General features: G+C 51.1%; 19 protein-coding genes and 1 pseudogene. 14 read left to right on the top strand and 6 right to left on the bottom strand.

What is annotated here, in order from left to right; genetic code table 11:
• Positions 1 to 120: 120 nt before the first annotated feature.
• Entirely contained in the window at positions 121 to 2,979 is a 2,859-nt protein-coding gene (locus CWI35_RS06680) for an EAL domain-containing protein (protein ID WP_119877616.1), read from the top strand.
• Between the two features lie 99 nt (positions 2,980 to 3,078).
• On the opposite strand, the gene CWI35_RS06675 is transcribed toward CWI35_RS06680, so the two are convergent.
• A complete protein-coding gene (locus CWI35_RS06675; protein ID WP_119877615.1) occupies positions 3,079 to 3,627 on the bottom strand; it encodes a DUF2777 domain-containing protein in 549 nt (182 codons plus the stop codon).
• A 242-nt stretch (positions 3,628 to 3,869) separates the two neighbouring features.
• On the opposite strand from CWI35_RS06675, the gene asnB reads away from it, so the two are divergent.
• Positions 3,870 to 5,717 carry an asparagine synthase (glutamine-hydrolyzing) gene (gene asnB, locus CWI35_RS06670; RefSeq protein ID WP_119877614.1) on the top strand — a complete coding sequence of 616 codons (1,848 nt, stop codon included), beginning with the start codon at positions 3,870 to 3,872 and terminating at the stop codon, positions 5,715 to 5,717.
• Between the two features lie 109 nt (positions 5,718 to 5,826).
• Here asnB and CWI35_RS06665 read toward each other — a convergent pair whose 3' ends face one another.
• A complete protein-coding gene (locus CWI35_RS06665) occupies positions 5,827 to 7,377 on the bottom strand; it encodes an IS1182 family transposase (RefSeq protein ID WP_205536312.1) in 1,551 nt (516 codons plus the stop codon).
• Positions 7,378 to 7,532: 155 nt separating this feature from the next.
• Positions 7,533 to 8,885, bottom strand: coding sequence for an MATE family efflux transporter (locus CWI35_RS06660; RefSeq protein ID WP_033024825.1), 1,353 nt, complete (start codon positions 8,883 to 8,885; stop codon positions 7,533 to 7,535).
• A gap of 124 nt (positions 8,886 to 9,009) precedes the next feature.
• Between CWI35_RS06660 and CWI35_RS06655 the strand changes: the two genes are divergently transcribed.
• On the top strand, positions 9,010 to 9,870 hold the full coding sequence (locus CWI35_RS06655; RefSeq protein WP_011230205.1) for an AraC family transcriptional regulator: 861 nt from the start codon (positions 9,010 to 9,012) through the stop codon (positions 9,868 to 9,870).
• A 60-nt stretch (positions 9,871 to 9,930) separates the two neighbouring features.
• Here CWI35_RS06655 and CWI35_RS06650 read toward each other — a convergent pair whose 3' ends face one another.
• Both CWI35_RS06650 and CWI35_RS06645 read right to left on the bottom strand, forming a co-directional pair.
• The gene (locus CWI35_RS06650) at positions 9,931 to 11,697 is read right to left on the bottom strand and encodes an alpha-glycosidase (protein ID WP_063330272.1); all 1,767 of its coding nucleotides are present in this window, start codon (positions 11,695 to 11,697) and stop codon (positions 9,931 to 9,933) included.
• 144 nt (positions 11,698 to 11,841) lie between these two features.
• Positions 11,842 to 12,720 carry an IS982-like element ISGsp1 family transposase gene (locus CWI35_RS06645; RefSeq protein WP_011231214.1) on the bottom strand — a complete coding sequence of 293 codons (879 nt, stop codon included), beginning with the start codon at positions 12,718 to 12,720 and terminating at the stop codon, positions 11,842 to 11,844.
• A 242-nt stretch (positions 12,721 to 12,962) separates the two neighbouring features.
• Here CWI35_RS06645 and CWI35_RS06640 point away from each other — a divergent pair, with 242 nt between their 5' ends.
• The 9 genes from CWI35_RS06640 to CWI35_RS18420 all read left to right on the top strand — a co-directional run bounded on the left by CWI35_RS06640 (position 12,963) and on the right by CWI35_RS18420 (position 20,993).
• On the top strand, positions 12,963 to 14,234 hold the full coding sequence (locus tag CWI35_RS06640) for a sugar ABC transporter substrate-binding protein (RefSeq protein ID WP_119877613.1): 1,272 nt from the start codon (positions 12,963 to 12,965) through the stop codon (positions 14,232 to 14,234).
• A gap of 69 nt (positions 14,235 to 14,303) precedes the next feature.
• Complete coding sequence (locus CWI35_RS06635; RefSeq protein ID WP_021322530.1) at positions 14,304 to 15,584, top strand: carbohydrate ABC transporter permease; 1,281 nt, start codon at positions 14,304 to 14,306, stop codon at positions 15,582 to 15,584.
• On the top strand, positions 15,584 to 16,426 hold the full coding sequence (locus CWI35_RS06630) for a sugar ABC transporter permease (protein ID WP_063330270.1): 843 nt from the start codon (positions 15,584 to 15,586) through the stop codon (positions 16,424 to 16,426). Before CWI35_RS06635 ends, CWI35_RS06630 begins: the two co-directional genes overlap by 1 nt.
• Positions 16,427 to 16,497: 71 nt before the next feature.
• Complete coding sequence (locus CWI35_RS06625) at positions 16,498 to 18,033, top strand: alpha-amylase family glycosyl hydrolase (protein WP_095858946.1); 1,536 nt, start codon at positions 16,498 to 16,500, stop codon at positions 18,031 to 18,033.
• A gap of 18 nt (positions 18,034 to 18,051) precedes the next feature.
• Complete coding sequence (locus tag CWI35_RS06620) at positions 18,052 to 19,071, top strand: LacI family DNA-binding transcriptional regulator (RefSeq protein ID WP_119877612.1); 1,020 nt, start codon at positions 18,052 to 18,054, stop codon at positions 19,069 to 19,071.
• 334 nt (positions 19,072 to 19,405) lie between these two features.
• A complete protein-coding gene (locus tag CWI35_RS06615) occupies positions 19,406 to 20,092 on the top strand; it encodes an O-methyltransferase (protein WP_047817876.1) in 687 nt (228 codons plus the stop codon).
• 89 nt (positions 20,093 to 20,181) lie between these two features.
• Positions 20,182 to 20,481, top strand: a complete 300-nt coding sequence (locus tag CWI35_RS06610; protein WP_053004038.1) for a hypothetical protein — start codon at positions 20,182 to 20,184, stop codon at positions 20,479 to 20,481.
• A 5-nt stretch (positions 20,482 to 20,486) separates the two neighbouring features.
• Entirely contained in the window at positions 20,487 to 20,672 is a 186-nt protein-coding gene (locus CWI35_RS06605; protein ID WP_050368305.1) for an antibiotic biosynthesis monooxygenase family protein, read from the top strand.
• Positions 20,673 to 20,822: 150 nt separating this feature from the next.
• Positions 20,823 to 20,993, top strand: a complete 171-nt coding sequence (locus CWI35_RS18420) for a hypothetical protein (RefSeq protein WP_160149230.1) — start codon at positions 20,823 to 20,825, stop codon at positions 20,991 to 20,993.
• A 298-nt stretch (positions 20,994 to 21,291) separates the two neighbouring features.
• Here CWI35_RS18420 and CWI35_RS06600 read toward each other — a convergent pair whose 3' ends face one another.
• Entirely contained in the window at positions 21,292 to 22,155 is an 864-nt protein-coding gene (locus CWI35_RS06600; protein WP_119877611.1) for an SDR family oxidoreductase, read from the bottom strand.
• 486 nt (positions 22,156 to 22,641) lie between these two features.
• Here CWI35_RS06600 and CWI35_RS06595 point away from each other — a divergent pair, with 486 nt between their 5' ends.
• Together CWI35_RS06595 and CWI35_RS06590 are read left to right on the top strand one after the other, a co-directional pair.
• Positions 22,642 to 22,779 (top strand): AbrB/MazE/SpoVT family DNA-binding domain-containing protein, encoded by a 138-nt coding sequence (locus tag CWI35_RS06595; protein ID WP_047819223.1) that lies wholly within the window; start codon positions 22,642 to 22,644, stop codon positions 22,777 to 22,779.
• Positions 22,780 to 22,909: 130 nt separating this feature from the next.
• A pseudogene (locus CWI35_RS06590) lies at positions 22,910 to 23,522 on the top strand (RNA-guided endonuclease TnpB family protein); the annotation flags it as partial.
• Positions 23,523 to 24,209: the final 687 nt, after the last annotated feature.

Raw genomic sequence — 24,209 nt, 5'->3', positions numbered from 1 at the left:
AAGCGGCAGCCTTCTATTGGTTGCCGCTTTTGTCGAAGGCGAAAATATGATATGGTAAAACAAACAATGTTTTTTGAATTTTTCGACCTCGTTGGTCAGCGGGAGGGGGCATGATCGTTTATGCGTTGGTTCTGCTGCCGCCGTGCTGAGGAATTGGATCGTCTGTTCAGTGAGCATTGTTCTTCCTTGGACGAGCCGCAGTTTATCCAAATCGCCGGCCGCGATGTGGGTGAAGTGGATCGAATGGTTGCTGAACTGGCCCGCCGTTGGCCGCGCGCCCATATGATCGGAATGGCAGGACCGCTGCCAATGGCCGGAGAGGCGAATCTCGCTGTTGGCGTCGCGTCGATGACGTCTTCAACCGTTTCGTCGTTGGCGCTGCCAGCTGATGAGTTTGACCGCCCGGATGGATTGGCGGCGTTGATCGCGGAGGCGGTCGTTCGTCACGATACGACGTTGCTTTTGTTGTTTACGAATCACCGCTCGGCTTTGCCGCCCTTGCTTCGCCATTTGCCGCTTGCAAACGAACGAATGGTTATCATCGGCTGCGCGCTTCCCGAGGGCAGCGTGTTATTTTCGCCCGACGGTCGGCTTGAGCGCGGAGGAATCGCCGTCTCTTTCAGTGGAACTGCGCTTCGCAGCCACTGTATGGCCCCGTTTTTATGGGAGCCTGTCGGACGATCCTTCTCCATTACGAAAAGCAGTGGCCAACAAATTGATGAGCTTGATGGACAAAAGCCGTCATGGTATTTGGAACGATATTTAGGCAAAGAATTTATGGACCGTCTGCCGCTTTCCGGAGTGGAATTCCCGTTTCTTATCGAACGAAACGGGCGCGATGTCTGTCTGCCGATTGTCGCTCTCCATTCAGACGGTTCCGTTGCCGTAAGAGGTCACGTCCATGATGGGGAAAAGGTTCGTTTTTCCTATGTTCATGCCCCGTCCCTTTACTGGAGCGCGCGCGACGCCGCCATGCATGCGGCCAAGCAATCGGCTGAGGGGATGTTCTTTTACTACAGCGCGGCGCTCAGTGGGTATACGCGTCCGCTATTTGACGGGGTTATGTCTGCTTTTGGACAGGCTGCATTCTTTCCGGCTGTCGAAGTATTCGTGAAAGACGCACATACAGCTACAGCGGTGCGGACGGCTGCGTTTGCCGCTGTGTCGCTGACGGAGACAGCGGCATCAGCGGAGAACAGTTTGTCGTCGCCATTGCCGGCGCCGCCGGAAGGAATCATGACGCTCGCCCAGCTCATGTCCACGTCCTCACGCGATATGGGGCGCCTGCATGTTCGCCTGCAAATGTCGGAGCAACGCTACAAATCGTTGTTTGAGCATAACACGGACATTGTCTATTCCACAGATTTGCACGGCCGTTTGACAAGCGTCAACCCCGCTTTTGAGCAAGTGCTCGGTTACAAGAAAGAAGAGATTTTGTATACGAATTCGCTCAAGTATATTCATCCGAACGATATCCCCCGTGTTACCCGCTACTTTTATCGGGCGCTGCGGGGGAATATCCAAACGTATAACTTGGAAATTCCGACGAAATCGGGAGAACGGCTTTTGTTTCAAATGAAAAACATTCCCATCATTGTGGATGGCAAAAAGGTCGGCATTTACGGAATCGGACGCAACATTACCGAGCAAAAAAAGGCGGAAGAGAAAATCTCTTATTTAGCATATTACGACATCGATACGAACTTGCCCAACCGGACAAAGTGGATGGAATTGTTTTCCAAACAGCTGGACAAAGCCAAGCAGAAGCGACGAACGATGGCGGTTGCTTTGATCGATTTGGACCGGTTTAAATGGATTAACGACAGCGTCGGCCATTACGCCGGCGACGGCATTTTGCGCCAGCTTGTCGAGCGCATTCGCCGCGTCTTGCCGCCTAGTGCGGAGCTTGGCCGATTTCATGGCGACAAGTTTTGCTTGCTTTTTCCGCTCAAAACAGAGGCCCAGGCGGCGACGGAAGCGGCGCTCCGCATCGTGCGCGAAGTGGCGCGGCCGATTGTGTACGATGGAAAGGAATTTTTCGTTACAGCAAGCGTTGGTCTAGCGATGTTTCCAGATGACGGAGAGGACGAACATGCGCTGCTTCGGCACGCTGATATGGCGGTCAATATGGCGAAAAAAGGCGGCGGCAACCGAGTGGAGCGCTACTGCCCCGAAATGAATGCCGAAATGATGCACCGGCTTGAAATGGACGGCTATTTGCGAAAGGCGATCGAGGAAAACGAACTATTCCTCTGCTACCAGCCGATTGTCGACGTACATACCGGCGCGGTCATCGCGACGGAAGCGCTGGTCCGTTGGCGGAATCCGAAGCTTGGGCTTGTGCGTCCGGACGAGTTTATTCCGTTGGCGGAAGAGACGGGCTTGATTCATGAAATCGGCCGTTGGGTGCTGCAAACCGCTTGCCGGCAGACAAAGCAATGGCAAAGGGAGACAGGAAACGATAAACTAGCCATTTTCGTCAACGTTTCTGCTGTGCAATTTCAGCACGAACGGTTCGTTGACGACGTGAAGCAAGCGCTCAAGCAGTCGAATTTGTTGCCATCATGTTTGCGTCTTGAACTGACTGAACATTCCATGCTCCGTCATCTATCGAGCACGATGCGCACTTTGGATGAGTTGAAGCGGCTTGGGGTCGGCATCGCCGTCGACGATTTCGGCAGCGGGTATTCTTCGTTTCATTATTTAAAGCAGCTGCCGGCGACGATTTTGAAGATTGACCGGGCGTTTATCGAACGTCTCCATACAAATGCGTCCGACGCCGCCATTGTCAAAGCAATCATCACCATGGGACGCGGGCTCGGACTGGAAACGATCGCCGAGGGAGTCGAGGCATTGGAGCAGCTCGAGCGGCTTCGCGATTTGCAATGCAGTTATGCCCAAGGATATGCGCTCTGCCCGCCGCTTGTCGCTGAGGAGATTGCCGCATACATGACCGGACGCCAGATGAATCAGTTGTAAAGATGCTTGCCCACCGCCTTGAAAAAAGGAGGCGGCAGCCTGTGGCACGAGGCGGAGACGTTCGGTCAACAGCGGGAACCCGCCCGGCCGCTTTTGTCCTCAGCCTATTTGGGCGCAAATCGCCCGTTCGCCGCTGTTGAATGTTATTTCAAATCGGTCGGCCGGCATCGGCCCGCGTTCATAGTAATGATGGACGCTGGCGATTTGCTCTGTATTGTCATAGATCATAAAATTGACGCCGGATGATTTGGCAAACAATAAGCCGTTGTAGCAGTACAGGCAGTCGTAAAGCGAAAACCCAAGATGGTTCAGCCATTGGACGTATTGAAAAAAGGACGGATTGGGAAGTGAGGCAATCCATTGCCGGTACGCGTATGTCAGCTGTTTGCGGAAGCGGATGCGGTCGCCGTCAGTGAGGGGGAAGATGCCGAGGTCGGTCGCGATCGTGCCGTTTTCCTGCCACCGTCCGGACAGCCAATGCCCATAGCGGAACAGTTCAATCCCTTGCTGGGCCATCTCCTCGACTAACGCCGCTTCCTCTGCTTCCTCATCAAAAAACACCCATTCATTGTTGACAAACTCCGCTGTTCCTTGCACGTAAGCCCGCGGCTGTTCAGCAATGTACTGCAGGCGCTCTTCAATATTCAATGTCTCTCATCCTCCTTGTACTTCTCTTTTTTTCCACCTTTTCGTCCGTTTATTCACGTTATTGTTGACATCGGACAATTCATCGAAATGACCCGTGGTGCATAAAATGGAATCATGCCGACGTGGAGAACCATCGTGAATCAAAGGAGCGATCGCTGGAAACGATCGTGAAAAAGAACGGACGAAATGATGGAAACGGGTGAGAACTTGCCATCTTTGATAAAAAGAAAGGATTGGTTTGTATGTGTGGCATTACTGGCTGGGTGCATTTCGGGCGCGATTTGCGCCGTGAGCGGAAAACGATTGCCGAGATGACAGAGACGCTCGCGAAACGCGGGCCGGATGATACAAATACATGGCTTGACGTCCATGCCGCGTTCGGGCATAAGCGGCTCGTTGTGGTTGACCCGGCTGGCGGCAAACAACCGATGATCCGGAACAAAAACGGACGGCGTTACACAATCGTTTACAATGGCGAGCTGTACAATACGGAAGACATCCGGAAGGAGCTGTTGCATAAAGGTTACCGGTTTGACGGCCACTCCGATACGGAAGTGCTGCTCGCCGCTTATATCGAATGGAAAGAACAATGTGTTGACTGGCTCAACGGCATTTTTGCCTTTGCCGTTTGGGATGAAGAACGGGAGCAGCTATTTATGGCGCGCGACCGTCTCGGAGTAAAACCTTTGTTTTATCGAGAAGATGGCGGGGGGCTGCTGTTCGGCTCGGAAGTGAAAGCCATTTTGGCCCATCCCGATGTAAAGGCAGAAGTCAATTATGAAGGACTCGCCGAAGTGTTCGGCCTCGGGCCGTCGCGCACACCGGGGCACGGTGTGTTTGACGACATTCGAGAGCTGCGCCCGGCACATGCGCTCACGTTCTCTCGCAGCGGGCTTCGCATTTGGCGGTATTGGAATGTCGAAAGCGACGTCCACCGCGATTCGTTCGAGGAAACGGTCGAAAAGCTGCGCTTTCTATTGACGGATGCGGTCACGCGCCAACTCGTTTCCGATGTGCCGGTCTGCACATTTCTATCCGGTGGAGTCGATTCAAGCGCCATTACAGGGATTGCCGCCAATGCTTTCGCGGCAGATGGAAAAGGGCCGCTGCACACCTACTCGATCGATTATGAAGGAAACGACCAGTATTTCAAAGCCAACGATTTTCAACCAAACACGGATGCGCCATTTATCGAACAGGTGTCAAACCAATTTCAAACGGTTCATCATCGCTGTGTGATCACGCAAGAAGAACTGTTCCGCCATTTGCATGAAGCCGTCATCGTCCGCGACGTTCCGGGCATGGCTGATGTCGATTCGTCGCTTCTTTGGTTTTGCAAACAAATTCGCGAGCAGTTTGTCGTCAGTTTGTCTGGAGAATGCGCCGATGAGATTTTTGGCGGCTACCCATGGTTTCATCGCCCGGACGATTTGGCGCGCAAAGGATTTCCATGGATGCGCTCGATTGAGGCGCGTATCGGGTTGTTAAAGGAAGAATGGCGGCAAAAGCTCCGCCTCGACGATTACGTGCAAATGCGCTATGAACAGACGATTGCCGAAGTGCCGCGCCTGGAAGGGGAAAGTGCGGAAGCAGCGAAGCGGCGCGAGCTGTTTTATTTAAATATGATTTGGTTTATGACGACGCTCCTTGACCGAAAAGACCGGATGAGCATGGGAGCAAGCTTGGAAGTGCGTGTGCCGTTCGCTGACCATCGCATTGTCGAATACGTTTGGAACATTCCGTGGGATATGAAAATGTATGGAGGACGAGAAAAAGGCCTTTTGCGAAAAGCGCTCGAGGGATTGCTTCCCGAAGAGGTGCTCTACCGGAAAAAAAGCCCATATCCGAAAACGCACCATCCTCTATATACGAAACTTGTCAAGCAATGGCTTGAGCAGTTGCTCCATGACCGCTCTTCGGTTTTGCACGAGTTTTTCGACCGGGAAAAATTGTTGGCGCTCATTGAAACAGAAGGGAAGTCGTTCCAAGTGCCTTGGTTTGGGCAGCTCATGACCGGTCCGCAACTGCTTGCCTACCTTGGCCAAGTGCACGTTTGGTTTGACCATTACGGCATTCATATTAAAGAATAAGGGGCTGACCCAAAAGTCCGCCAAAAAGCGGACTTTTGGAGTCAGCCCTCTCTGGTTTTTGTATATTTTACCAAACGGAACAAAATTCCGACTCTGTTCTCCCCCTCATTTACGCCACCAAGGACAATTGCTTGTCCCTAGCGGCTTTTTTGAGAAGATTGTGGGCAGCACAAACCAGCCCCCATTCGATGGAAACTTTTTGGAGGCCTCGCAGGACAAAGCGACGAAACCCGCGATTTTGTTTGATTTGCCCAAATACACTCTCAATGTCGGTTTGGCGTTGGCGGTATCGGGCTTGCCCTTCTTCACTCTCCAACCGTTCGCGGGCTTTCTGTTTTTGTTCATGATAGACGGGGTTCCATTGCGTGGTTCGTCCATACTTGGAAGTCGTGCAGGCCGAACGGAACGGACATCCTTCGCATTCATGGCATTGGTAGTGTCGGGTGACCGAGGTGTATCCTGATTCCGTGGTCTGTTTCGAAGTTCCGGTGCGAACCAGCTTTTTCCCATTGGCGCAAATCCAAACGTCTTCTTCTTCCACATAGGTCCAATTCTGCTGATGATGCGGATTTTTCTTGACCTTGCGCGTGTTCTCCTTCTCATACGTATGGTACTTGATCAAGGCCGATATGTGCTTCTCTTCCAGCTTCACGTAGTTCTCTTCCGAGCCATAAGTCGCGTCAGCGATCAAACGTTCGGGTTCCACGCCGTACTTCTCTCGAACGGTCTCCAAATGCGGGAGAAGACAACGAGTGTCGCCCGGCCTCTGATGAAGGGAATACCCCAAAATAAATTGGCCGGAAGAACCCACCTGTACGTTATAGGCCGGCTTGAGCTGGCCGTTTCGCATGTGATCCTCCTTCAACCGCATGAAGGTGGCATCCACATCGGTCTTGGAATAGCTGTTGCGATCCCCGCATACATGGAGTTGGTGTTCATACTTTTCACTGCGGGGCAAGTAGTCCTCCTTCATCTTCTTGATGGCCTTCTTCAACGATTGGTTGTCCGGCTCGGCCTCCAACCGTTTTTCCCACTCCTCGGTTTTCTTTCGGATTTCTTCTGACGTAAAGGCCGGCGAAGGGTCGATGTCTTCCGCCTTTTCTTCTTCCACGATCGCCTCGATCTGGGCAATCAGCCGATCGACATTGGCTTGGAGTTTCTCCTGGTACTTCTCAGCCGATTTGCGCCAAACGAAGGTGTACCGGTTGGCATTCGCTTCAATTTTCGTTCCATCCACAAAATAATCTTCCATCTTGACATAGCCGTCGGCCACGAGCAGCGTGATCATTTCCCGGAACAGGTCGTCAATCAGGTCTTTCATCCGCTCCGAACGAAACCGATTGATGGAGCGGAAGTCCGGCTTTTGAAATCCACTTAGCCACATGTGGGGAAGGTGGACTTCGAGCTGCCGTGCAATCTCACGGCCATGATACATTTTTTGGGTGTAAGCGTAAAGGAGAATTTTGGTCATCATTTTCGGATGATAGGCGGAGGCGCCCCCTCCTTTGTAGTAAGCAAGAAACGTCTCCATCGGGATGCGTTCAACCATCTCATGAACCACGTGGGCCATGTTATCCCGTGGAATGAGATCGGCGATGTTGCTTGGCAAAGAGAGGTTGTCCATGGTATACTCTTTAAAGGAAATATGATCATGTTTCATAAAAGAATCGCCCTTCTTTCGGTGGTAGTGGTTTTGGTGACTCTATTCTACCAGAAAAAAGGGCGATTCTTCTATATTTGAGGCAAAAAAGTGGGGGCTGATCCCAAAACGCATTCGCGTTTTGGGTCAGCCCCTTATTTTCGTGGCGGGAGGCTTCATGCCATTTTCGCTTGCGGCGCCACCGTCTTTTTCATCCAGACGCGCGACCGCCAGCGCCGAAGCATCAACAGTCCGCGCAACCATTCGTCGGCGATGAACGACAGCCAAATGCCGACAAGGCCAAACCCAAGGGCAATGCCGAAGATGTATGCCACTGTGACCCCGACGCCCCACATCGACAAAATGCCCATATAGACCGGAAATTGCACATCTCCGGCTGCCCGCAACGAGCCGATGATGACGAGATTAAACGACCGCCCCGGCTCAAGGATGATGGTTAAAAGCAACAGTTTGCGCCCAAGCCCAATCATCGACGCGTCATCAGTAAAGAAGGAGAGCAGCGGTTCGGCGAACCAATAGGCGGCTGTAGCAAGCAACACGGACATGCCAATGGCGCTGTACAAACTTTTTAAACAACGGGCGTACGCTTCCTCATACCGCCCGGCGCCAACAAAATGGCCGACAAGGATTTGCGTCCCTTGGCTGATGGCGATGCCGAACAAAAAGACGAACATCATAATGTTTTGCGTATACACTCGTACCGTTAGCGCCTCGGCGCCCAGCCACGTAATCAAATAGGTGATCACCATTTGCGCTGTATTGTAGGAAAGGTGCTCGCCGGCTGACGGCACACCGATTTTCAATAGCGAACGAAAGTGGCGAAACGGCAGGGCGCAAAAGGCACGCGGCGCGAGTGCAATACCTGTTCGTTTGCGCAATAAGGCAACGAGCACAACAAAGCCGGCCAACCGGCTGGCTGCTGTTGAAATAGCAGCTCCTTCCGCCCCAAGAGGAGGAAGAGCAAATGAGCCGAAAATAAGGAAGTAGTTTCCGATGACATTGAGTACATTCATGCCGATCGTGACATACATCGTATCACGTGTAAAGCCGTAGCTTTTTAAGATGGCGCCGACCGTCATCATCAGCGCTTGGATGAACAAAAACCCGCCGACAATCGCCAAATAGCTGCTCCCCTCGTCAAACAGCTCAGCCGGCAGCCCCATCAGCCGCAAAATCGGCCGGCTAAACGCGGCGAGAACGGCGCTTAGCAGCAACCCAAACAGCAAATTGGCGGCAAGGGATACGCGCGACACGTCAATGGCTTCTTGCTCCCGCCGGGCGCCTAAGTATTGGGCGACAAGTACGGCGGTCGCCAAGGCAACGAAGTTGAACAGCACGATCGTTAACGCGATGATTTGGTTCGCCACCCCGACGGCGGCGACCGCATGATCCGAGTACTGGCTGAGCATAAGTGTATCAGCGTTGCCCATGACCATATAAAGCAACGTTTCAATAAAAATCGGCCACGTTAACGAGAACAGTGACCATGTTTTTGCCTCTTGGCGCATATTGAGACAACTCCTTTTTCAAATTCCGACTTGAACGATATACTCAGTTTAGCTAGTTTGCTGCATAATGGAAAGAGAAAGAAGCGATTTCACTTGCACATTTCCGACAAGGAGAGAGGGGACAATGCATTATGTTACGTTTTCGCTGCCACCGCTGCCGGTGTTTATTAAAGGGGCGGAAAGCGTATTTCCAAAAGGAAAACGGCATTTTCGCCGCACGTTTACCGTATTTGACTTGCTGTATGTGAAACAAGGCTGTTTGTATATGACGGAAAACGGGCGCGAGTTTGCCATCGGCAGCGGGCAATATTTGCTGTTGATCCCCGGCCGCGAACATTACGGACACCGCCCGTGTGAAGAGAAAACGGAGCTTGTTTGGCTGCACTTTTTGCTGCCGGACTACACGGTTGCTCCGGACTGCCCGGCGAGCCGGCAAACGGTGATGGAAAAAGAGGCGACGTACACTGAGCCAATCCAATACCGGCTTTCGATCCGTCAATATGGGGAGCTGAAACAACGGGAGCGCGCCGAACAGCTGCTCGCCCAACTTGTCGAGCCGAACGTGGAGCGGGATATGGACCGGCCGCTCCGACAGCTGCTTTTGTTTGTGGAATTTCTTTGGCACTTGCAAAAGCAGGAGCTGTCCGTCCCAAGTGCAGCGGAACAAGTCAGTGCGGCGGCGGTGGCGTACATCGAACGACATTTCAACGAGCCGATTACGCTCGAAATGCTTGCGAAAGGGCTCCGTTTTCATCCCGATTACATCACCCGCTGTATGCAAAAAACGATGGGCATGGGATTTAGCCGTTATTTGACGTATTACCGCCTGTCGAAAGCCAAGCAATGGCTTGCGGAAACGAATGAAACAGTCGAGGCGGTTGCCAAGCGGGTCGGCATTGATGATGGCGCGTATTTTTCGCGTGTATTCAAAAAGATGGAAGGGATGACCCCGACCGAATACCGGCGCATGGCTAGGCGTACATAAAACCGGCGCAGCGAACCGCTGCACCGGTTTGTGATCAAAGCAACACATGGCTGCGCCATCTTACCAGCTTTCAACTTTATAGAGCACAAACCCATACGGAGGCAAAGAGGCGCAAAGCGTTTCCGCCTCGGCCGCAAACCGCTCTCCGGTCAAGAGGTCAACAAGCCATTTTCCGCGAAGGTCGAGCGGGAGCGGAATGTCGGCGGCATCATTGCTTCGGTTGATGATGACGAGCACGGTTTCAGCGCCGTCAATTTTTTCATACACGAGATGGTTAGGGTTGTCGTCGGCGGAAAGAAAGGAGACATCTCCGCGCCGGAGCGCCCGGTGCTGCTTCCTTAGCGCAATCAGCCGCTTGACATGCGCCAACAGTTCGCGGTTTTGGTGCTCCGGATCCCACACCATACATTTCCGGCATTCCGGATCGTTTCCACCCGTCATGCCGATCTCATCGCCATAGTAAATACACGGCGAACCAGTGAACGTCAGCTGGAACAAAAACAACAACTTCGCTTTGCGGACGTCGCCGCCGCAAACCGTAAGCAGCCTTGGTGTATCATGGCTGCCAAGCAAGTTGAATGCCGCTTCGTTCACCTGTTTCGGATACGAATGAAGAAGTCGGATCATGATATCGGCAAACTGGCGGGCGCTGATTTCCTCTTTCGCGAAAAAGCGAAGCGCCCCGTCCGTGAACGGGTAGTTCATGACGGCGTCAAACTGGTCGCCGCGCAGCCAAGGCATGGCGTCATGCCAAATCTCGCCGAGAATGTACACATCGGGCTTTAGCGCCTTCACTGCCTGCCGGAATTCGCGCCAAAATTGATGATCGATTTCGTTCGCCACATCGAGCCGCCAGCCGTCAATATCAAACTCGCGAATCCAGTATGTCGCGACATCAAGCAAGTAGCGCTTCACTTCCGGATGAGCGGTGTTGAGTTTCGGCATGTGCGGCACGAACGCAAATGTGTCGTAGTTCGGGCGCGGCTCGGTTTGGAGCGGAAACTCGCGAATATGGAACCAATCTTTATACCGAGAGGCTGCGCCGTTTTTCAGCACATCTTGAAACGGGGCAAACTCATAGCCGCAATGGTTGAAGACTGCATCGAGCATGACGCGGATCCCTTTTTCATGGCAGCGCTTGACAAGTGTTTTCAACGTCTCTTTGTCCCCAAAGTGCGGGTCGATTTCAAAATAATCAGCGGTGTCGTATTTATGGTTCGACGGCGCGCGGAAAATCGGCGTCAAGTAAAGGCCGGTGATGCCAAGGTCAGCCAAGTAATCGAGATGGTCGATAATTCCTTGCAAATCCCCCCCAAAAAAACTTGTCGGCGTTGGGTCTTCGCTTCCCCACGGCCGCGCTCCTTCCGGACTGATGGCCGGGTTGCCGTTGGCGAACCGCTCAGGGAAAATTTGATACCATACGGTGTCTTTTACCCAGCCCGGCGCTTGGAACAGGTCGACCCGATGAAGAAAGGGAAAGCAAAAGTAGTAAGCGGTGTCGTCGCTCGGAGCTTCATGGTAAAATCCTTTTTCCGTATAGACCAGTTGTTCGCCCCCAGCTCGAAGCACAAACCCATAGCGCAGCCGCCGATATGGCGGTCTGACCTCGGCGAACCAATAGTCAAATCGTTCGTCGCTTCCCGTTTTCTGCATCGGCATCGTTTGAAACTGCCAGGCGCCGTCTTGCCACTCGTACGGGTCGCCGTGCAACAGCTCCACCCGATCAACATCATCTTTTTTTGTCCGAAGCCGAAGATGAAGCGTTTCGCCATCATAGGCATAGGCGAAGTTGTCAGTCGGGCGGTGGTGAATGGCTTCTTTTTGCATCATCGTTCCCCCTCTTGAATCCAATTTGGGTAAAAGCAATCGTTTGCATGATAGACTTCCGTTAAACAAAGCGTACGCCAATGTAAAAAAAAAGTCAAATTTCATAGAAAATAAGCTTGTAAAACCCGTGGTGCTAGTTGAGCGTCAGCGCTCAACCAGCCCTAGTGTGACCAAGGAATAAGCCAACAAGATGCCATCGAGTGCCACTTCAAACCCGGCAATGGAATTCGCTCGAATGTCGGTGATCCGGTATTGGTCTACGAGAATCGAAAACACCGTCTCGATGACTTTGCGTTTTTTCCTGATCCATTCTTCCCATGCCTTGGATGGGCCGTGCTTTTGATTGTGTCGAGACGGTGTCCAGAACGCGGCTTGGTGTTCTTCGTACAGCTTTTCTCGAAGAGCGTGGCTGATGTACCCTTTGTCCCCAAAGTTGTAGGGATGAGGGATTTGAGTCATCACCGTTTCAGCGGCTTTGACGTCGTGGCAGGACGCTTCCGTCACGACATAGCCCATGGCCAGCCCTTGATTGGTCACTTGAAGATGCAGCTTGAAACCGTAGTACCATTGCTTTTTGGAAGCACAATACCCCATATCCGCGATCCCTCGAAACCGCTTGACGCGCTGCATTCTTGCGGGATGGCACAACGGAAGAGGCAAGCTGTCGACGACCGCATAAGCATGGTGTTGGCCACGTTTCGCCAGCTCATGACGGATCCATTTGATGGCGAAACCAAGCGCTCGGCAGCGGCGGTTGTATCGGGAGCGTTCAAGAAACGAGCCGTTTGTGAACAAATTTCCCGTGACAAAACGATGCCAGGCTCGTTCGGAAGAAAAGCCCAGCAGCTTCCCCAAAAGGTGAACCGCCATGACCACTTCGTCTTCTTGCTTGACCAAGTGACGGTTGCGGCGATGAAGATACATTTGAATCAACGACAGTTGGGCAGAAACAAAACAGAAAATAGCGGCATATTGTTTTTGAAGTTTGGCTGGATCTGTAGTAAAATGAAAGTGCTCTTGCATGGGGGATCTCTCCTTTCGAATGTTGGGTGACACTTTCATTCTACTGGAGATCCGCCAGCAAGGGCTATTTTTATGCTTGTCTGAGTTTTATCTAGCACCACGGGTCTTGTAAAATGAAAAATAGACGATATAATAGAGTTGAAAGGTGCAATCGTTTTCATTGGAGTGATTGCGATTTTAATGCGCAAACGGTTTCGCTATGGTTGCACTGAAAAAGAGTCGATCAAAAGAGGAGGGAGAGCATGAAGAAAACATTGTCTTTGTTTCTCATGGCTGTGCTGCTCGTGGGCGTGCTCGCTGCCTGCGGACCGAAACGGGACGTTCAACAGCCGAAAGAAAGTCAAGGAACGACCGAAAAGGCGGAAAAACCGGACAAACTGGTCGTTTGGGTGAACGACGACGAAAAGCAGAAACAAGCATTAAAAGATATTTTCCAAAAGTACACAGAAAAAACCGGAATCAAAATCGAGATGGTTGGGGTCAACATGCTCGATCAAACGAAAAAACTAGCGCTCGACGGACCGGCTGGCAAAGGGCCGGATGTGTTCTACCAGCCGCATGACCGCATCGGCGACATTGTGCTGCAAGGATTGGCCGATCCAGTCGACCTTGGCGATGCGAAAGGCGAGTACAGTCCGACGGCCATCAACGCGGTAACATATGACGGGAAAACGTATGGCGTGCCGATGGTCGTTGAAACATACGGCGTGTTCTACAATAAAAATTTAGTGCCGGAAGCGCCGAAAACGATGGATGACTTGATGAAGATCGCCAAGGAAAAAACGAATGCGGCCAAAGACCAATACGGCTTTTTAATGGAAGCGGCGAATTTCTATTTCGTTTATCCGTTCTTCGCCGGCTATGGCGGCTATGTGTTTAAAAATGAAAACGGCAAATACGACATAAGCGACATTGGGCTCGCGAATGATGGAGCCGTCAAAGGAGCCGAGCTCGTCCAATCGTGGTTTAAAAACGGCTACATTCCGAAAGAAATCACCGGCGATATTATGAACGGGCTGTTTACGAAAGGAAATGTGGCCGTTGCCATCACCGGACCATGGAACATCCCGTCGTATAAAGAAGCGTTGGGCGACAAATTGGCGACGGCGCCGCTGCCGGTCTTAGACAACGGCGAGCATCCGAAATCGTTCGTCGGCGTGAAAACATGGATGTTATCAGCCTATTCGCAAAACAAAGAATGGGCGGTCGACTTCATGAAGTTTGTCACGAACGAAGAAAATTCGCTTCATTACTATGAAGTGGCGGGCGAAATGCCAGCAAACCAAAAAGCGTTGACGAACGAAAAAATCACGAACGACCCGCTGATCGCCGGTTTTGCGGAGCAAATCCAATACGGCGAGCCGATGCCGAACGTGCCGGAAATGTCGCAAGTGTGGGAGCCGATGGGCAATGCGTTGCAATTTATCGCGAAAGGCGACAACCCGAAAGCGGTGCTCGGTGAGGCAGTGAAAACGATTCAAGATAAAATCGCCGCCAGCGGCGCTGGAAAATAACGAGTGATGTCGTGGTGGATAGGATCAGCCCTATCCACTATTCTTATCCATATGATAGGGGGGATTGGAATGCCGGAAGCAAACGTCCGCCATCGGCCGGCGGTGGCGATGGCGCTGTCTTTGTTGTTTGCCGGCCTTGGGCAGTTGTACAACCGCCGGTATGTCAAAGGCATCTTGTTCATCATCATTGAAGCTTCGTTTTTGCTGACGTTTTACAACTTTTTAAACATCGGGCTGTGGGGGCTTGTGACGCTTGGCGAAATCCCGATGTTGGATCATTCGATTTTTCTGTTGATTCAAGGGTTGATGTCGGTCATCATCATCGCATTTGCCGCCGCCCTGCATATTGCGAACATCATTGATGCACGCAACGACGCCCGCCGCCGGCAAAGGGGCGAACCGTTTCCAACGCTGATTGAATCGTGCCGTCATGCGTGGGATCGGGGGTTTCCGTACATCTTTGTGACGCCCGGGCTTGTGATGCTGTTGTTTATCGTTGTGCTGCCGCTGTTGTTTATGGTGTCGCTCGCGTTCACCGATTACAACTTGTACCACTCGCCGCCGCGGCATTTATTGAATTGGGTTGGATTGGAAAATTTCAAAAACTTAGTGTCGATTCCGATTTGGAAAAGCACGTTTTTTAGCGTCCTCGCGTGGACAATCGTTTGGACAGTTGTCGCGACAACGATGCAAATCGCCCTTGGACTGTTTTTGGCGTTGCTTGTCAACGACCCGCGCATCAAGTTCAAGCGTTTCATCCGCACGGTGCTCATTTTGCCGTGGGCCGTGCCGGCGTTTGTTACAATTTTAGTGTTTGCGGCGATGTTTAACGACAAATTCGGCGCCATCAACCGTGAAGTGTTGAGTTTGTTCGGATTGTCGATCCCATGGATGACCGACCCGTTTTGGACGAAAGTCGCGCTCATTTTGATTCAGACGTGGCTTGGCTTTCCGTTCGTCTTTGCGCTGTTTACCGGCGTTTTGCAAAGCATTTCCCGCGACTGGTACGAAGCGGCCGACATCGACGGGGCGACGCGCTGGCAAAAGTTCAAATCGATCACTTTGCCGCACGTCCTGTATGCGACCGCACCGCTGTTGATTATGCAATACGCCGGCAATTTCAACAACTTTAACATCATCTATTTGTTCAACGACGGGGGGCCTGCGGTGCGCGGGCAAAACGCCGGCGGAACGGACATTCTCATTTCATGGGTGTACGATTTGACGTTCACGACGAACAACTACAATATGGCAGCGGCGATCTCGCTCATCATCGGCTTGATCGTCAGCGGGTTTGCCATTTACCAGTTCCGGCGCACCCGTTCCTTTAAAGAGGAGGGGAACATTTGATGAACCGCAAATGGAAATCGCACGTGGAAGTAGCGCTTATTTATTTGTTTATCGCTTTCATGTTTATCGTCATCGCCTATCCGCTCCTTTGGACGATCAGTATGTCGCTCAATCCAGGAACGAGCCTGTATTCGGCGTCGCTCATCCCGGAGAAGTGGTCGTTTGAGCACTATAAGTGGTTGTTTACCAGTCCGAACAGCGATTATTTGCTTTGGTATAAAAACAGCTTGTTTGTCGCTGCGGCCAATGCGGTGTTATCTGTCTTTTTCACGGCGCTCATCGCCTATGCGTTTTCGCGCTACAAATTCGTCGGGCGGAAAACGGGGCTGTATTTGTTTTTAGTGTTGCAAATGTTTCCGTCGCTCATGGCGATGGTCGCGATCTATATTTTGCTCAATATGCTCCATTTGCTCGATTCGCTTTGGGGGCTCATTCTTATTTACGTCGGGGGGCAAATCCCGTTTAACGCGTGGCTGGTCAAAGGCTACTTTGATACGATTCCGCGCGAGCTGGATGAGGCGGCGCGCATCGACGGTGCCGGCCACTTCGGCGTCTTTTTCCGCATTATGCTGCCCTTAGCCAAGCCAATTTTAGCCGTTGTCGCCTTGTTTAACTTCATGGCGCCGTTCACCGACTTTTTGCTGCCGTCGATCGTCTTGCGCGATCCGGACAAATTTACGCTGGCGGTCGGGCTGTTCAACTTTATCAGCGACCGGTTCGCGAACAACTTCACCCGCTTTGCCGCCGGCTCGATTTTGATTGCCGCGCCGATCGCCGTCGTCTTTTTGTTCCTGCAACGGTATTTGATTTCCGGCTTAACGGCCGGTGGCACAAAAGGGTAAGAACCGCTATCATAAATAGTGGGCTTACCCGTTTCCGAATGAGCAAATGAATCGGGAAGGGAGGAATGGAAATGGGGAACCGGCTCTTTATGCTGCTCGTCCTTCCGTTCCTTCTTTTTTATGCATGGCCGGTGCAGGCGGCGGAGAAAGAAGAACGGACGTGGCAAGATGAAGCGATTTATTTCATTATGGTCGACCGGTTTAACAATATGGATCCGACGAATGACAAGGGCGTCAATGTCAACGATCCGAAAGGGTATTTCGGCGGCGACTTGAAAGGGGTGACGGCGAAACTCGATTACATCAAGGAGATGGGATTTACGGCCATTTGGCTGACGCCGATTTTCGAAAACATGCCGGGCGGATACCACGGGTATTGGATCAAAGATTTTTATCGCGTCGATCCGCATTTCGGCACGCTGGATGATTTGAAGACGCTTGTCAAAGAAGCGCACAAGCGCCATATGAAAGTCATCTTGGACTTTGTCGCCAACCATGTCGGCTACGACCATCCATGGCTTCGCGACCCGGCGAAAAAAGATTGGTTCCATCCGAAAAAAGAGATTTTCGACTGGAATGATCAAACACAACTAGAAAACGGATGGGTGTATGGGCTGCCGGATTTAGCGCAGGAAAATCCAGAAGTCAAGAAATATTTAATCGATGCGGCCAAATGGTGGATCAAAGAAACGGACATTGACGGCTATCGCCTCGATACGGTGCGCCATGTGCCAAAATCATTTTGGCAGGAGTTTGCCAAAGAAGTGAAATCGGTGAAACAAGACTTTTTCCTTCTTGGCGAAGTGTGGAGCGACGATCCGCGCTATATTGCCGAGTACGGCCAATACGGCATCGACGGTTTTGTCGATTATCCGCTGTATGGCGCGGTGAAGCAGTCGCTTGCTAGGCGCGATGCATCGCTCCGGCCGTTGTATGACGTCTGGGAATACAACAAAACGTTTTACGACCGCCCGTACTTGCTCGGGACGTTTTTGGACAATCACGATACCGTGCGGTTTACGAAACTTTCGATTGACAACCGCAACAATCCGATTTCACGCATCAAGCTGGCGATGACGTATTTGTTCACCGCCCCCGGCATCCCGATCATGTATTACGGAACGGAAATCGCCATGAACGGCGGCCAAGATCCGGACAACCGCCGCTTGATGGATTTCCGCGCCGATCCGGAGATCATCGATTACTTGAAAAAAATCGGCCCGCTCCGCCAACAGCTGCCGTCTTTGCGGCGCGGCGATTTTACGCTCCTGTATGAAAAAGACGGCATGGCGGTGTGGAAACGGCAATATGAAGATGAAACAACGGTTATCGCCATCAACAACACGGGCGAAACGCAGCACGTTCACCTAACGAACGACCAGCTGCCAAAAAACAAGGAACTGCGCGGCTTTTTATTGGACGATCTCGTCCGCGGCGATGGCGACGGATACGATCTTGTGCTCGACCGCGAAACGGCGGAAGTGTACAAACTGCGGGAAAAAACAGGGATCAACGTTCCGTTTATCGCCGCCATCGTATCGGTTTACGTATTGTTTCTTTTGTTTTTGTATTTGGTGAAAAAACGGGCGAAGCGGATGCCGGAATAGAGGGAAAGGAGGGACCTTATGACCGTTACGATTAAAGATGTGGCGAAACGAGCGAACGTTGCGCCGTCAACCGTCTCGCGCGTCATCGCCGACAGCCCGCGCATCAGCGAGAAGACGAAGCAGCGGGTGCGCGAGGCGATGAAAGAGCTCGGCTATCATCCGAACTTTATCGCCCGCAGCCTCGCGAGCCAAATGACGCAAGTGATCGGCATCGTCATGCCGAGCTCCGCCGACCAGGCGTTACAAAACCCGTTTTTCCCGGAAGTCATCCGCGGCATCAGCAAAGCCGCCCATGAAAAGCGATATGCTTTGCAAATGTCGACCGGAGAGAAAGAGAACGACATTTACGAGCGAGTCGTGGAGATGCTGCAAGGACGGCGCGTGGACGGCGTCATTTTGCTTTACTCGCGGCAAAACGATAAGCTCATGAAGTACTTGTTAAAGCATGGCTTTCCGTTCGTCGTCATCGGCAAACCGCACCAAAAAGCGGAACAAGTGACCCATGTCGACAACGACAACGTCCAGGCGGGGAAAGATGCGGCAAACTGGTTGATCGCCCGCGGGCACGAACGCATCGCGTTTGTCGGCGGCAATCCGCAATATTTGGTGACCGTCGACCGCCAAACCGGCTACGCCGCGGCCTTGCAGGAGGCGGGGCTTCCGTACCGGCCGGAATATGTCGTCCATGCAGAATTTTTGCAGGAAGGCGGCCAAGAGGCGATGAAGGAGCTTCTTTCGTTGCCTGAGCCGCCGACCGGGCTTGTCGTCGCCGATGATCTCATGGCGCTCGGCATCTTGAAAACGCTTGATGAAATGGGGCTTGGCGTCCCGGAAGATGTTTCGATCGTCAGCTTCAACAACACGCTGCTCGCCGAAATGTCGCGTCCGCCGCTCACGTCGGTTGACATCGGCATTTTTCAGCTCGGCTACGAAGCGGCGAAAAGTTTAATTGAGAAAATCACCAACCCGAATGAACCGATCAAACGCATCATCATCCCGCACCGGCTCGTGGAGCGTGGGTCGTGTGCGAGGCGGTAGTGGATAAGAACGATGTTTACGGAGAGACGTCCATCATGTCAATGGACGTCTTTTTGTATTTTGGGTTGTTTTTTCTTTGATGACACTCTTGGGCGCGTTGGGGTTGGACAAAAGGTTAGGGGAAAATGAAGCAATCCCCTAGATAATCAGATGGTGGATGAGCATAAGGAACGGGGAAAGGGGAATGCAAAGCGAAGTCGGAAAAAGATCTGCTTTCAGGTAATTTTTCAACGGTGACATGGAAATATAAGTGGTTAGGGGAGTGAATGGTTTGACATTTCATAATCTTTTTGTATACATTTGTATACAAATATAATTGGGAAGAGGGAGTAGGATGGAACCGAATCGGTCGTATGCACATCAGGAAGGCTTAGAGTTTTTTCGGCAATTAAACCGTTACATGAATGAACAGTTTGCACCACAAGACGAAGTGCTGGCCGACGTTCGACGTTCGATTGAGGAGAATGGGCTACCGTCGATTTCCGTCTCACCGGCGACCGGGAAGCTGTTGACGATGTTGGTGGCGATTTCTGGAGCGAAAAGGGTGCTGGAAATCGGGGCGCTTGGCGGTTATAGCGGCATTTGCCTCGCACGCGGATTTGGCAAGGAAGGAACGTTAACGTCGCTTGAATTGGTGGAGGAATACGCGCGCTTGGCGCGGCAAAATCTCAAAAAAGCCGGTTTTGGCAGCCAAGTCACTTACATGATTGGCCCTGCTTTGGAAAGTCTTGAAACGCTTGCAGCGAATGGTGAACGATTTGACTTTTTCTTTATTGACGCTGACAAAGAAAACTATATCCGTTATCTCGACTATTGCATCCGCCTTGCCAATCCTGGTGCGATCATCGCCGCCGACAACACGCTAGCTGGGAGCGGTGTCGGCGCATCGGACGCGCTTCGGCGGCGCGGGGAGATCATGAAACAGTTTAACGAAACCGTTGCCTGCCATCCTCAGCTTGATGCCATGTTCATTCCCATTGGAGATGGCGTGACGGTAGCAAGAGTGAAAAAAACCGCTTGAAAGGAGAGGGGACGATCAGATGCACGGACACTTTTTTCCCGGACATGAGCATCCATTTGAGGATCATCCCCCTTTGGAAGGGAGGCCATATGCACAGAGGGTCTCACCGCGGCGCCAAAACGTTCCGTCGCGGGCGGGCGCTGGAGTTTTTAGAGCGGTTGTATGTTAAGCGGGTAACATTGAAACAACAACTGCAGTCGCCAGAGCTCCAATCGATCCATGCCATACTGACGGGGGAACTGAAAGCGATCGAAATGGTCATCAACGAGTTTGTTCAGTCGTTTGAGATTCATGAAGACGAGCTTAAAACGAGGTTGAAGTTTGAAAAACGAGATAACGATGATCCAACAAACGGACATTCCGGCGATGAGTCAAATGCGGAAGAGTAAGAGGAATGATCATAAACAAAAGAAGGGAGAGGGATGATGTTTGTTCAAATACGCAAATCACCGCAGCGAAAGGATATGCTGATCAAGTGGTCGAACGGTTTAAGCGTCCGGGAATCATCGAGCAACAAGATGGATTTGAACATTTTAAGTCAAAAAAACGCGTCATGGCGATAATGAAGTTGTCATTTTGATCACATGGGAATCAGAGGAATACTGAAAAAAATAGGGCTCTTCACCAAAAGTTGTGCTTGATTTTTTCATAACATGCCCCACTTACGCTTGTGAGGAAAAATCAGTAAATCAATGATTTTTGCACATCCTTGTTCAGGAGAACGTATCGCTTGTCAAGTACATGTTGTGGTGATGAACCAAAAATAGGGAAAAGCGACGCCCATATCGCAGGTCATAAAGCAAGACGAAATGAACTGGATAAGGAATTTGTTTCCAATATCAAGGTGAGGCATGATGAAGTCAAAGTGGTGAAAAAAGCCATATCATCGTCTGCTGATTGATGAAATTGGACACAGATGGTGAAACCAAAAATGCTCATGAATGTCATCGATGGAGCGATGGCCCAACACGCCTTAAACGAATGTCAAACGTACTTGTCTGAACCGGATTGGCTGCTTGTTATGTGACAAAAAACCCCGCCCCCATTCCGGGGTGGGGTGAGAGAAGAGGGGCACCTTGTAAAGAAGTAGAGGAACATCGTAGCTTTATCGTACTCGTTTTTTTACAATCACGCCATATTTTTGTGAGAAAAGGTAACGCGATTTTGTTAAAAATGATTGGCAACAGCGGTGGCTGCGGTCAATCGCTGATGAACTTGCCGCCATTTACATGAAGCATTTGCCCGGTCATGTACGACGATTCGTCGCTCGCCAAAAAGACGTAGCACGGGGCGACTTCGCACGGTTGGCCGGGCCGTTTCATCGGGGTGTTGGCGCCGAATGTGGCGACTTGCTCGCTTTTGAACGTCGACGGGATGAGCGGCGTCCAAATCGGGCCTGGGGCGACGCCATTGACGCGAATGCCTTGGCCGACGAGCGCTTTGGCGAGCGAGCGGGTGAGGGTGACGATTGCGCCTTTTGTCGCCGAGTAGTCGATGAGCTGTTCGTTTCCTTCGTAGGCGGTGACCGAAGCGGTGTTGATAATGGCGCTTCCGTTCTTTAAGTGCGGGAGCGCCGCTTTCGTTAGGAAAAAGCAGCCGAATACGTTCGTGCGAAACGTTTTTTCCAGCTGCGCGGCAGTGATGTTGAGAAAATTCGGCTGCGGGTGCTGCTCGGCGGCGTTGTTGACGACGATGTCAAGCTTGCCGAACGCTTCGATCGTCTGTTTCACCGCCTCTTTGCAAAACGCTTCATCGCCAATGTCTCCCGCAATGGCCAGACACCGTCTTCCTTCCTGCTCGACGAGCCGTTTCGTTTCGTCGGCATCTTCATGTTCGTTGAGATAGAGAATCGCCACATCGGCCCCTTCTTTGGCGAAATGAACCGCGACCGCGCGGCCGATGCCGCTGTCGCCGCCGCTGATGATGGCGGTTTTGTTTTTGAGCTTGCCGCTTCCTTTATAGGTGTCTTTGATGGTGACCGGCTGCGGGTTCATCTCCGTTTGCAGGCCGGGCTGGCGCGTCTGGTGCTGCGGGGGCAGCGTGGCTTGTTGCTTTGTAACCATCATTTTTCCTCCTTGGCGGGTATTGTCATCGTTAGTATGGAACGGAGGGGCGGAAATATGTGCAAAGAGGCGATGAAGGGGTCGACAGTGATCATTTTTTTGCCCACGTTTCCGTCGAGATCGTTTGCCGGTCACAACCCATGGTATATGCTTTTTTCTGAAGCGGTGAGGCGATAGCCGTTGAGCCAAAGGAACGGGTTCAAGGCGGCGAATCTTGTTCGTTGATTGGCGTGATGAAACGGATCATTTTGTAAGAGGCTGGCATCTAACGCTGCCGCCTTCAGCCAAAGGGGAAGCGTCCTGCCCGAAAGCGCTTTGTTTCGGGATGTTGACCGCACTGTTCAGCAGATCTGGAAATTTACGGAACGTGCTTTTTCTCTTCTGGTTTTTCGTGTCTAGCCATAAACGTCTTGGGTAATGAGATGGTCTTTACTTTTTGATTAAGTAAAGATAAAATAGTGAGCAAAGAGGAAAGGAGGAATCGTGATGAAGCGATCCTCACATGAAACGTATACGTATTACTCCACACTTTCTTCGAAACATCAAGTGACGATTCCAATGAAGATCAGAGAAGTGCTTGGGGCAGAACCGGGAGACCAAGTCGCATTTGTTTATCTTAATTAGGCGAGAAGACTCCCACTTCAACGAAGCGAAGCGGAGTAAGTGGGAGATGAATCGCCTTAACTATATTTTGCTGAAAATAGGATAGATTCAGTAAAATATGGTATAATATAGTTAGATGGGAGGTGAAAAAATGTATTTTTGTATCAAACAACAGCTAAATGGTTTGACCAAAGAAGAATACTTGACTCTTCGAGGAACTGTGCCATATTGCCAAGAACATGTACAACGTCGGATTGTACAATGTCAGACAATACTATTTTGAACACAAGGAATTTCTTAATTATGAGAAAAACGATCATCTTGCAAAAACTAACGAAAACTATAAGCTGTTAAACAGCAACATGGCACAGCAAATTTTAAAAAAGGTCAATGAAGCCTTTAAATCTTTCTTTGGTTTGATCAGTCTTGCCAAACAAGGAAAATATGACCACAAGGCTATCAGTATTCCAAAATATCTTAAAAAAGATGGCTTTCATTCACTGATCATTGGCCAGATTCGTATAGACGGCAACAAATTCACGATACCGTATTCTCGCCTATTTAAAAAGACTCACAAGCCTATCACGATAACGATTCCGCCTGTGTTACTGGACAAAAAGATTAAGCAGATTGAAATCATTCCTAAGCATCATGCCAGGTTCTTTGAGATTCAGTACAAATATGAAATGCCTGAACTAATTAATGCTGATGTCAATGGCGCATTAAACATCTTAAAGAAAAGTAAAGCTGTAGACCTGAGTGTCTTATGCTCTAGCGGCGAAGTGGACACGCCTCAAAGAATAAGGATTGCTTGAAGCAGTCAAACTTCTTTGGAAGCCCCCACTTCAAATTTTCGCTAGAAAATTAAGTGAGGGTAGTTCACGGGGAAAATCAAGAGGTGACGTTAAAGGTGAAAAAGAAAGATGCGTTGCTATCTTTGTTCGGCACCATGCCGCCTAGGGGAGACAGCCGTCCGATGAGATGGGAGGATATTCGCAAACAAGCGAAAGAGGAACGGATGTCCAAGAGGGAAAAGAACGCAGAGTAGATGATAGGGAGAAGAGGATGAAACGTGTATATTTTAGATACGAACATCATCATTCGTTTTTTAACGGATTTCCGAAAGAAGTCTCCCACCTCAAGGAACGCGAAGGGTGTAACCCAGTGAGTCGGTGGGAGATGAATGTCGGTTGGCGTTAGCCAACGAATAGGATAGAATATGGCTAGAACGCTGTTGCAGCGTCGATTTTGCTGACGCGTATCTTTCGGCGCTGGCGCAGCACACTGCATCCATCCAAGGGATCATCACTTGGAACGAAAAAGATTTTCGTCGGCTTGGCGTGGAATGCTATATGCCTGAATCCATCATTTGAATCAATGATGGTTGACACTTGAACAAACATCGCGATTTTCCTAGATCGCCAATTCCTCGTCTTTTTTTGCTAAAAAAC

This window comes from [Bacillus] caldolyticus (genome assembly GCF_003595605.1).
Taxonomy (GTDB): Bacteria; Bacillota; Bacilli; order Bacillales; family Anoxybacillaceae; genus Geobacillus; species Geobacillus thermoleovorans.
Note: the sequence above shows the minus strand (reverse complement) of the source record. Positions and strands in the feature narration are given on the sequence as shown.

Coding starts and splice junctions, on each gene's coding strand:
- CWI35_RS06680 (WP_119877616.1), top strand. CDS start 121: ATGCGTTGGTTCTGCTGCCGCCGTGCTGAGGAATTGGATCGTCTGTTC.
- asnB (WP_119877614.1), top strand. CDS start 3,870: ATGTGTGGCATTACTGGCTGGGTGCATTTCGGGCGCGATTTGCGCCGT.
- CWI35_RS06665 (WP_205536312.1), bottom strand. CDS start 7,377: ATGAAACATGATCATATTTCCTTTAAAGAGTATACCATGGACAACCTC.
- CWI35_RS06660 (WP_033024825.1), bottom strand. CDS start 8,885: ATGCGCCAAGAGGCAAAAACATGGTCACTGTTCTCGTTAACGTGGCCG.
- CWI35_RS06655 (WP_011230205.1), top strand. CDS start 9,010: ATGCATTATGTTACGTTTTCGCTGCCACCGCTGCCGGTGTTTATTAAA.
- CWI35_RS06650 (WP_063330272.1), bottom strand. CDS start 11,697: ATGCAAAAAGAAGCCATTCACCACCGCCCGACTGACAACTTCGCCTAT.
- CWI35_RS06645 (WP_011231214.1), bottom strand. CDS start 12,720: ATGCAAGAGCACTTTCATTTTACTACAGATCCAGCCAAACTTCAAAAA.
- CWI35_RS06640 (WP_119877613.1), top strand. CDS start 12,963: ATGAAGAAAACATTGTCTTTGTTTCTCATGGCTGTGCTGCTCGTGGGC.
- CWI35_RS06635 (WP_021322530.1), top strand. CDS start 14,304: ATGCCGGAAGCAAACGTCCGCCATCGGCCGGCGGTGGCGATGGCGCTG.
- CWI35_RS06630 (WP_063330270.1), top strand. CDS start 15,584: ATGAACCGCAAATGGAAATCGCACGTGGAAGTAGCGCTTATTTATTTG.
- CWI35_RS06625 (WP_095858946.1), top strand. CDS start 16,498: ATGGGGAACCGGCTCTTTATGCTGCTCGTCCTTCCGTTCCTTCTTTTT.
- CWI35_RS06620 (WP_119877612.1), top strand. CDS start 18,052: ATGACCGTTACGATTAAAGATGTGGCGAAACGAGCGAACGTTGCGCCG.
- CWI35_RS06615 (WP_047817876.1), top strand. CDS start 19,406: ATGGAACCGAATCGGTCGTATGCACATCAGGAAGGCTTAGAGTTTTTT.
- CWI35_RS06610 (WP_053004038.1), top strand. CDS start 20,182: ATGCACAGAGGGTCTCACCGCGGCGCCAAAACGTTCCGTCGCGGGCGG.
- CWI35_RS06605 (WP_050368305.1), top strand. CDS start 20,487: ATGATCATAAACAAAAGAAGGGAGAGGGATGATGTTTGTTCAAATACG.
- CWI35_RS06600 (WP_119877611.1), bottom strand. CDS start 22,155: ATGGTTACAAAGCAACAAGCCACGCTGCCCCCGCAGCACCAGACGCGC.
- CWI35_RS06595 (WP_047819223.1), top strand. CDS start 22,642: ATGAAGCGATCCTCACATGAAACGTATACGTATTACTCCACACTTTCT.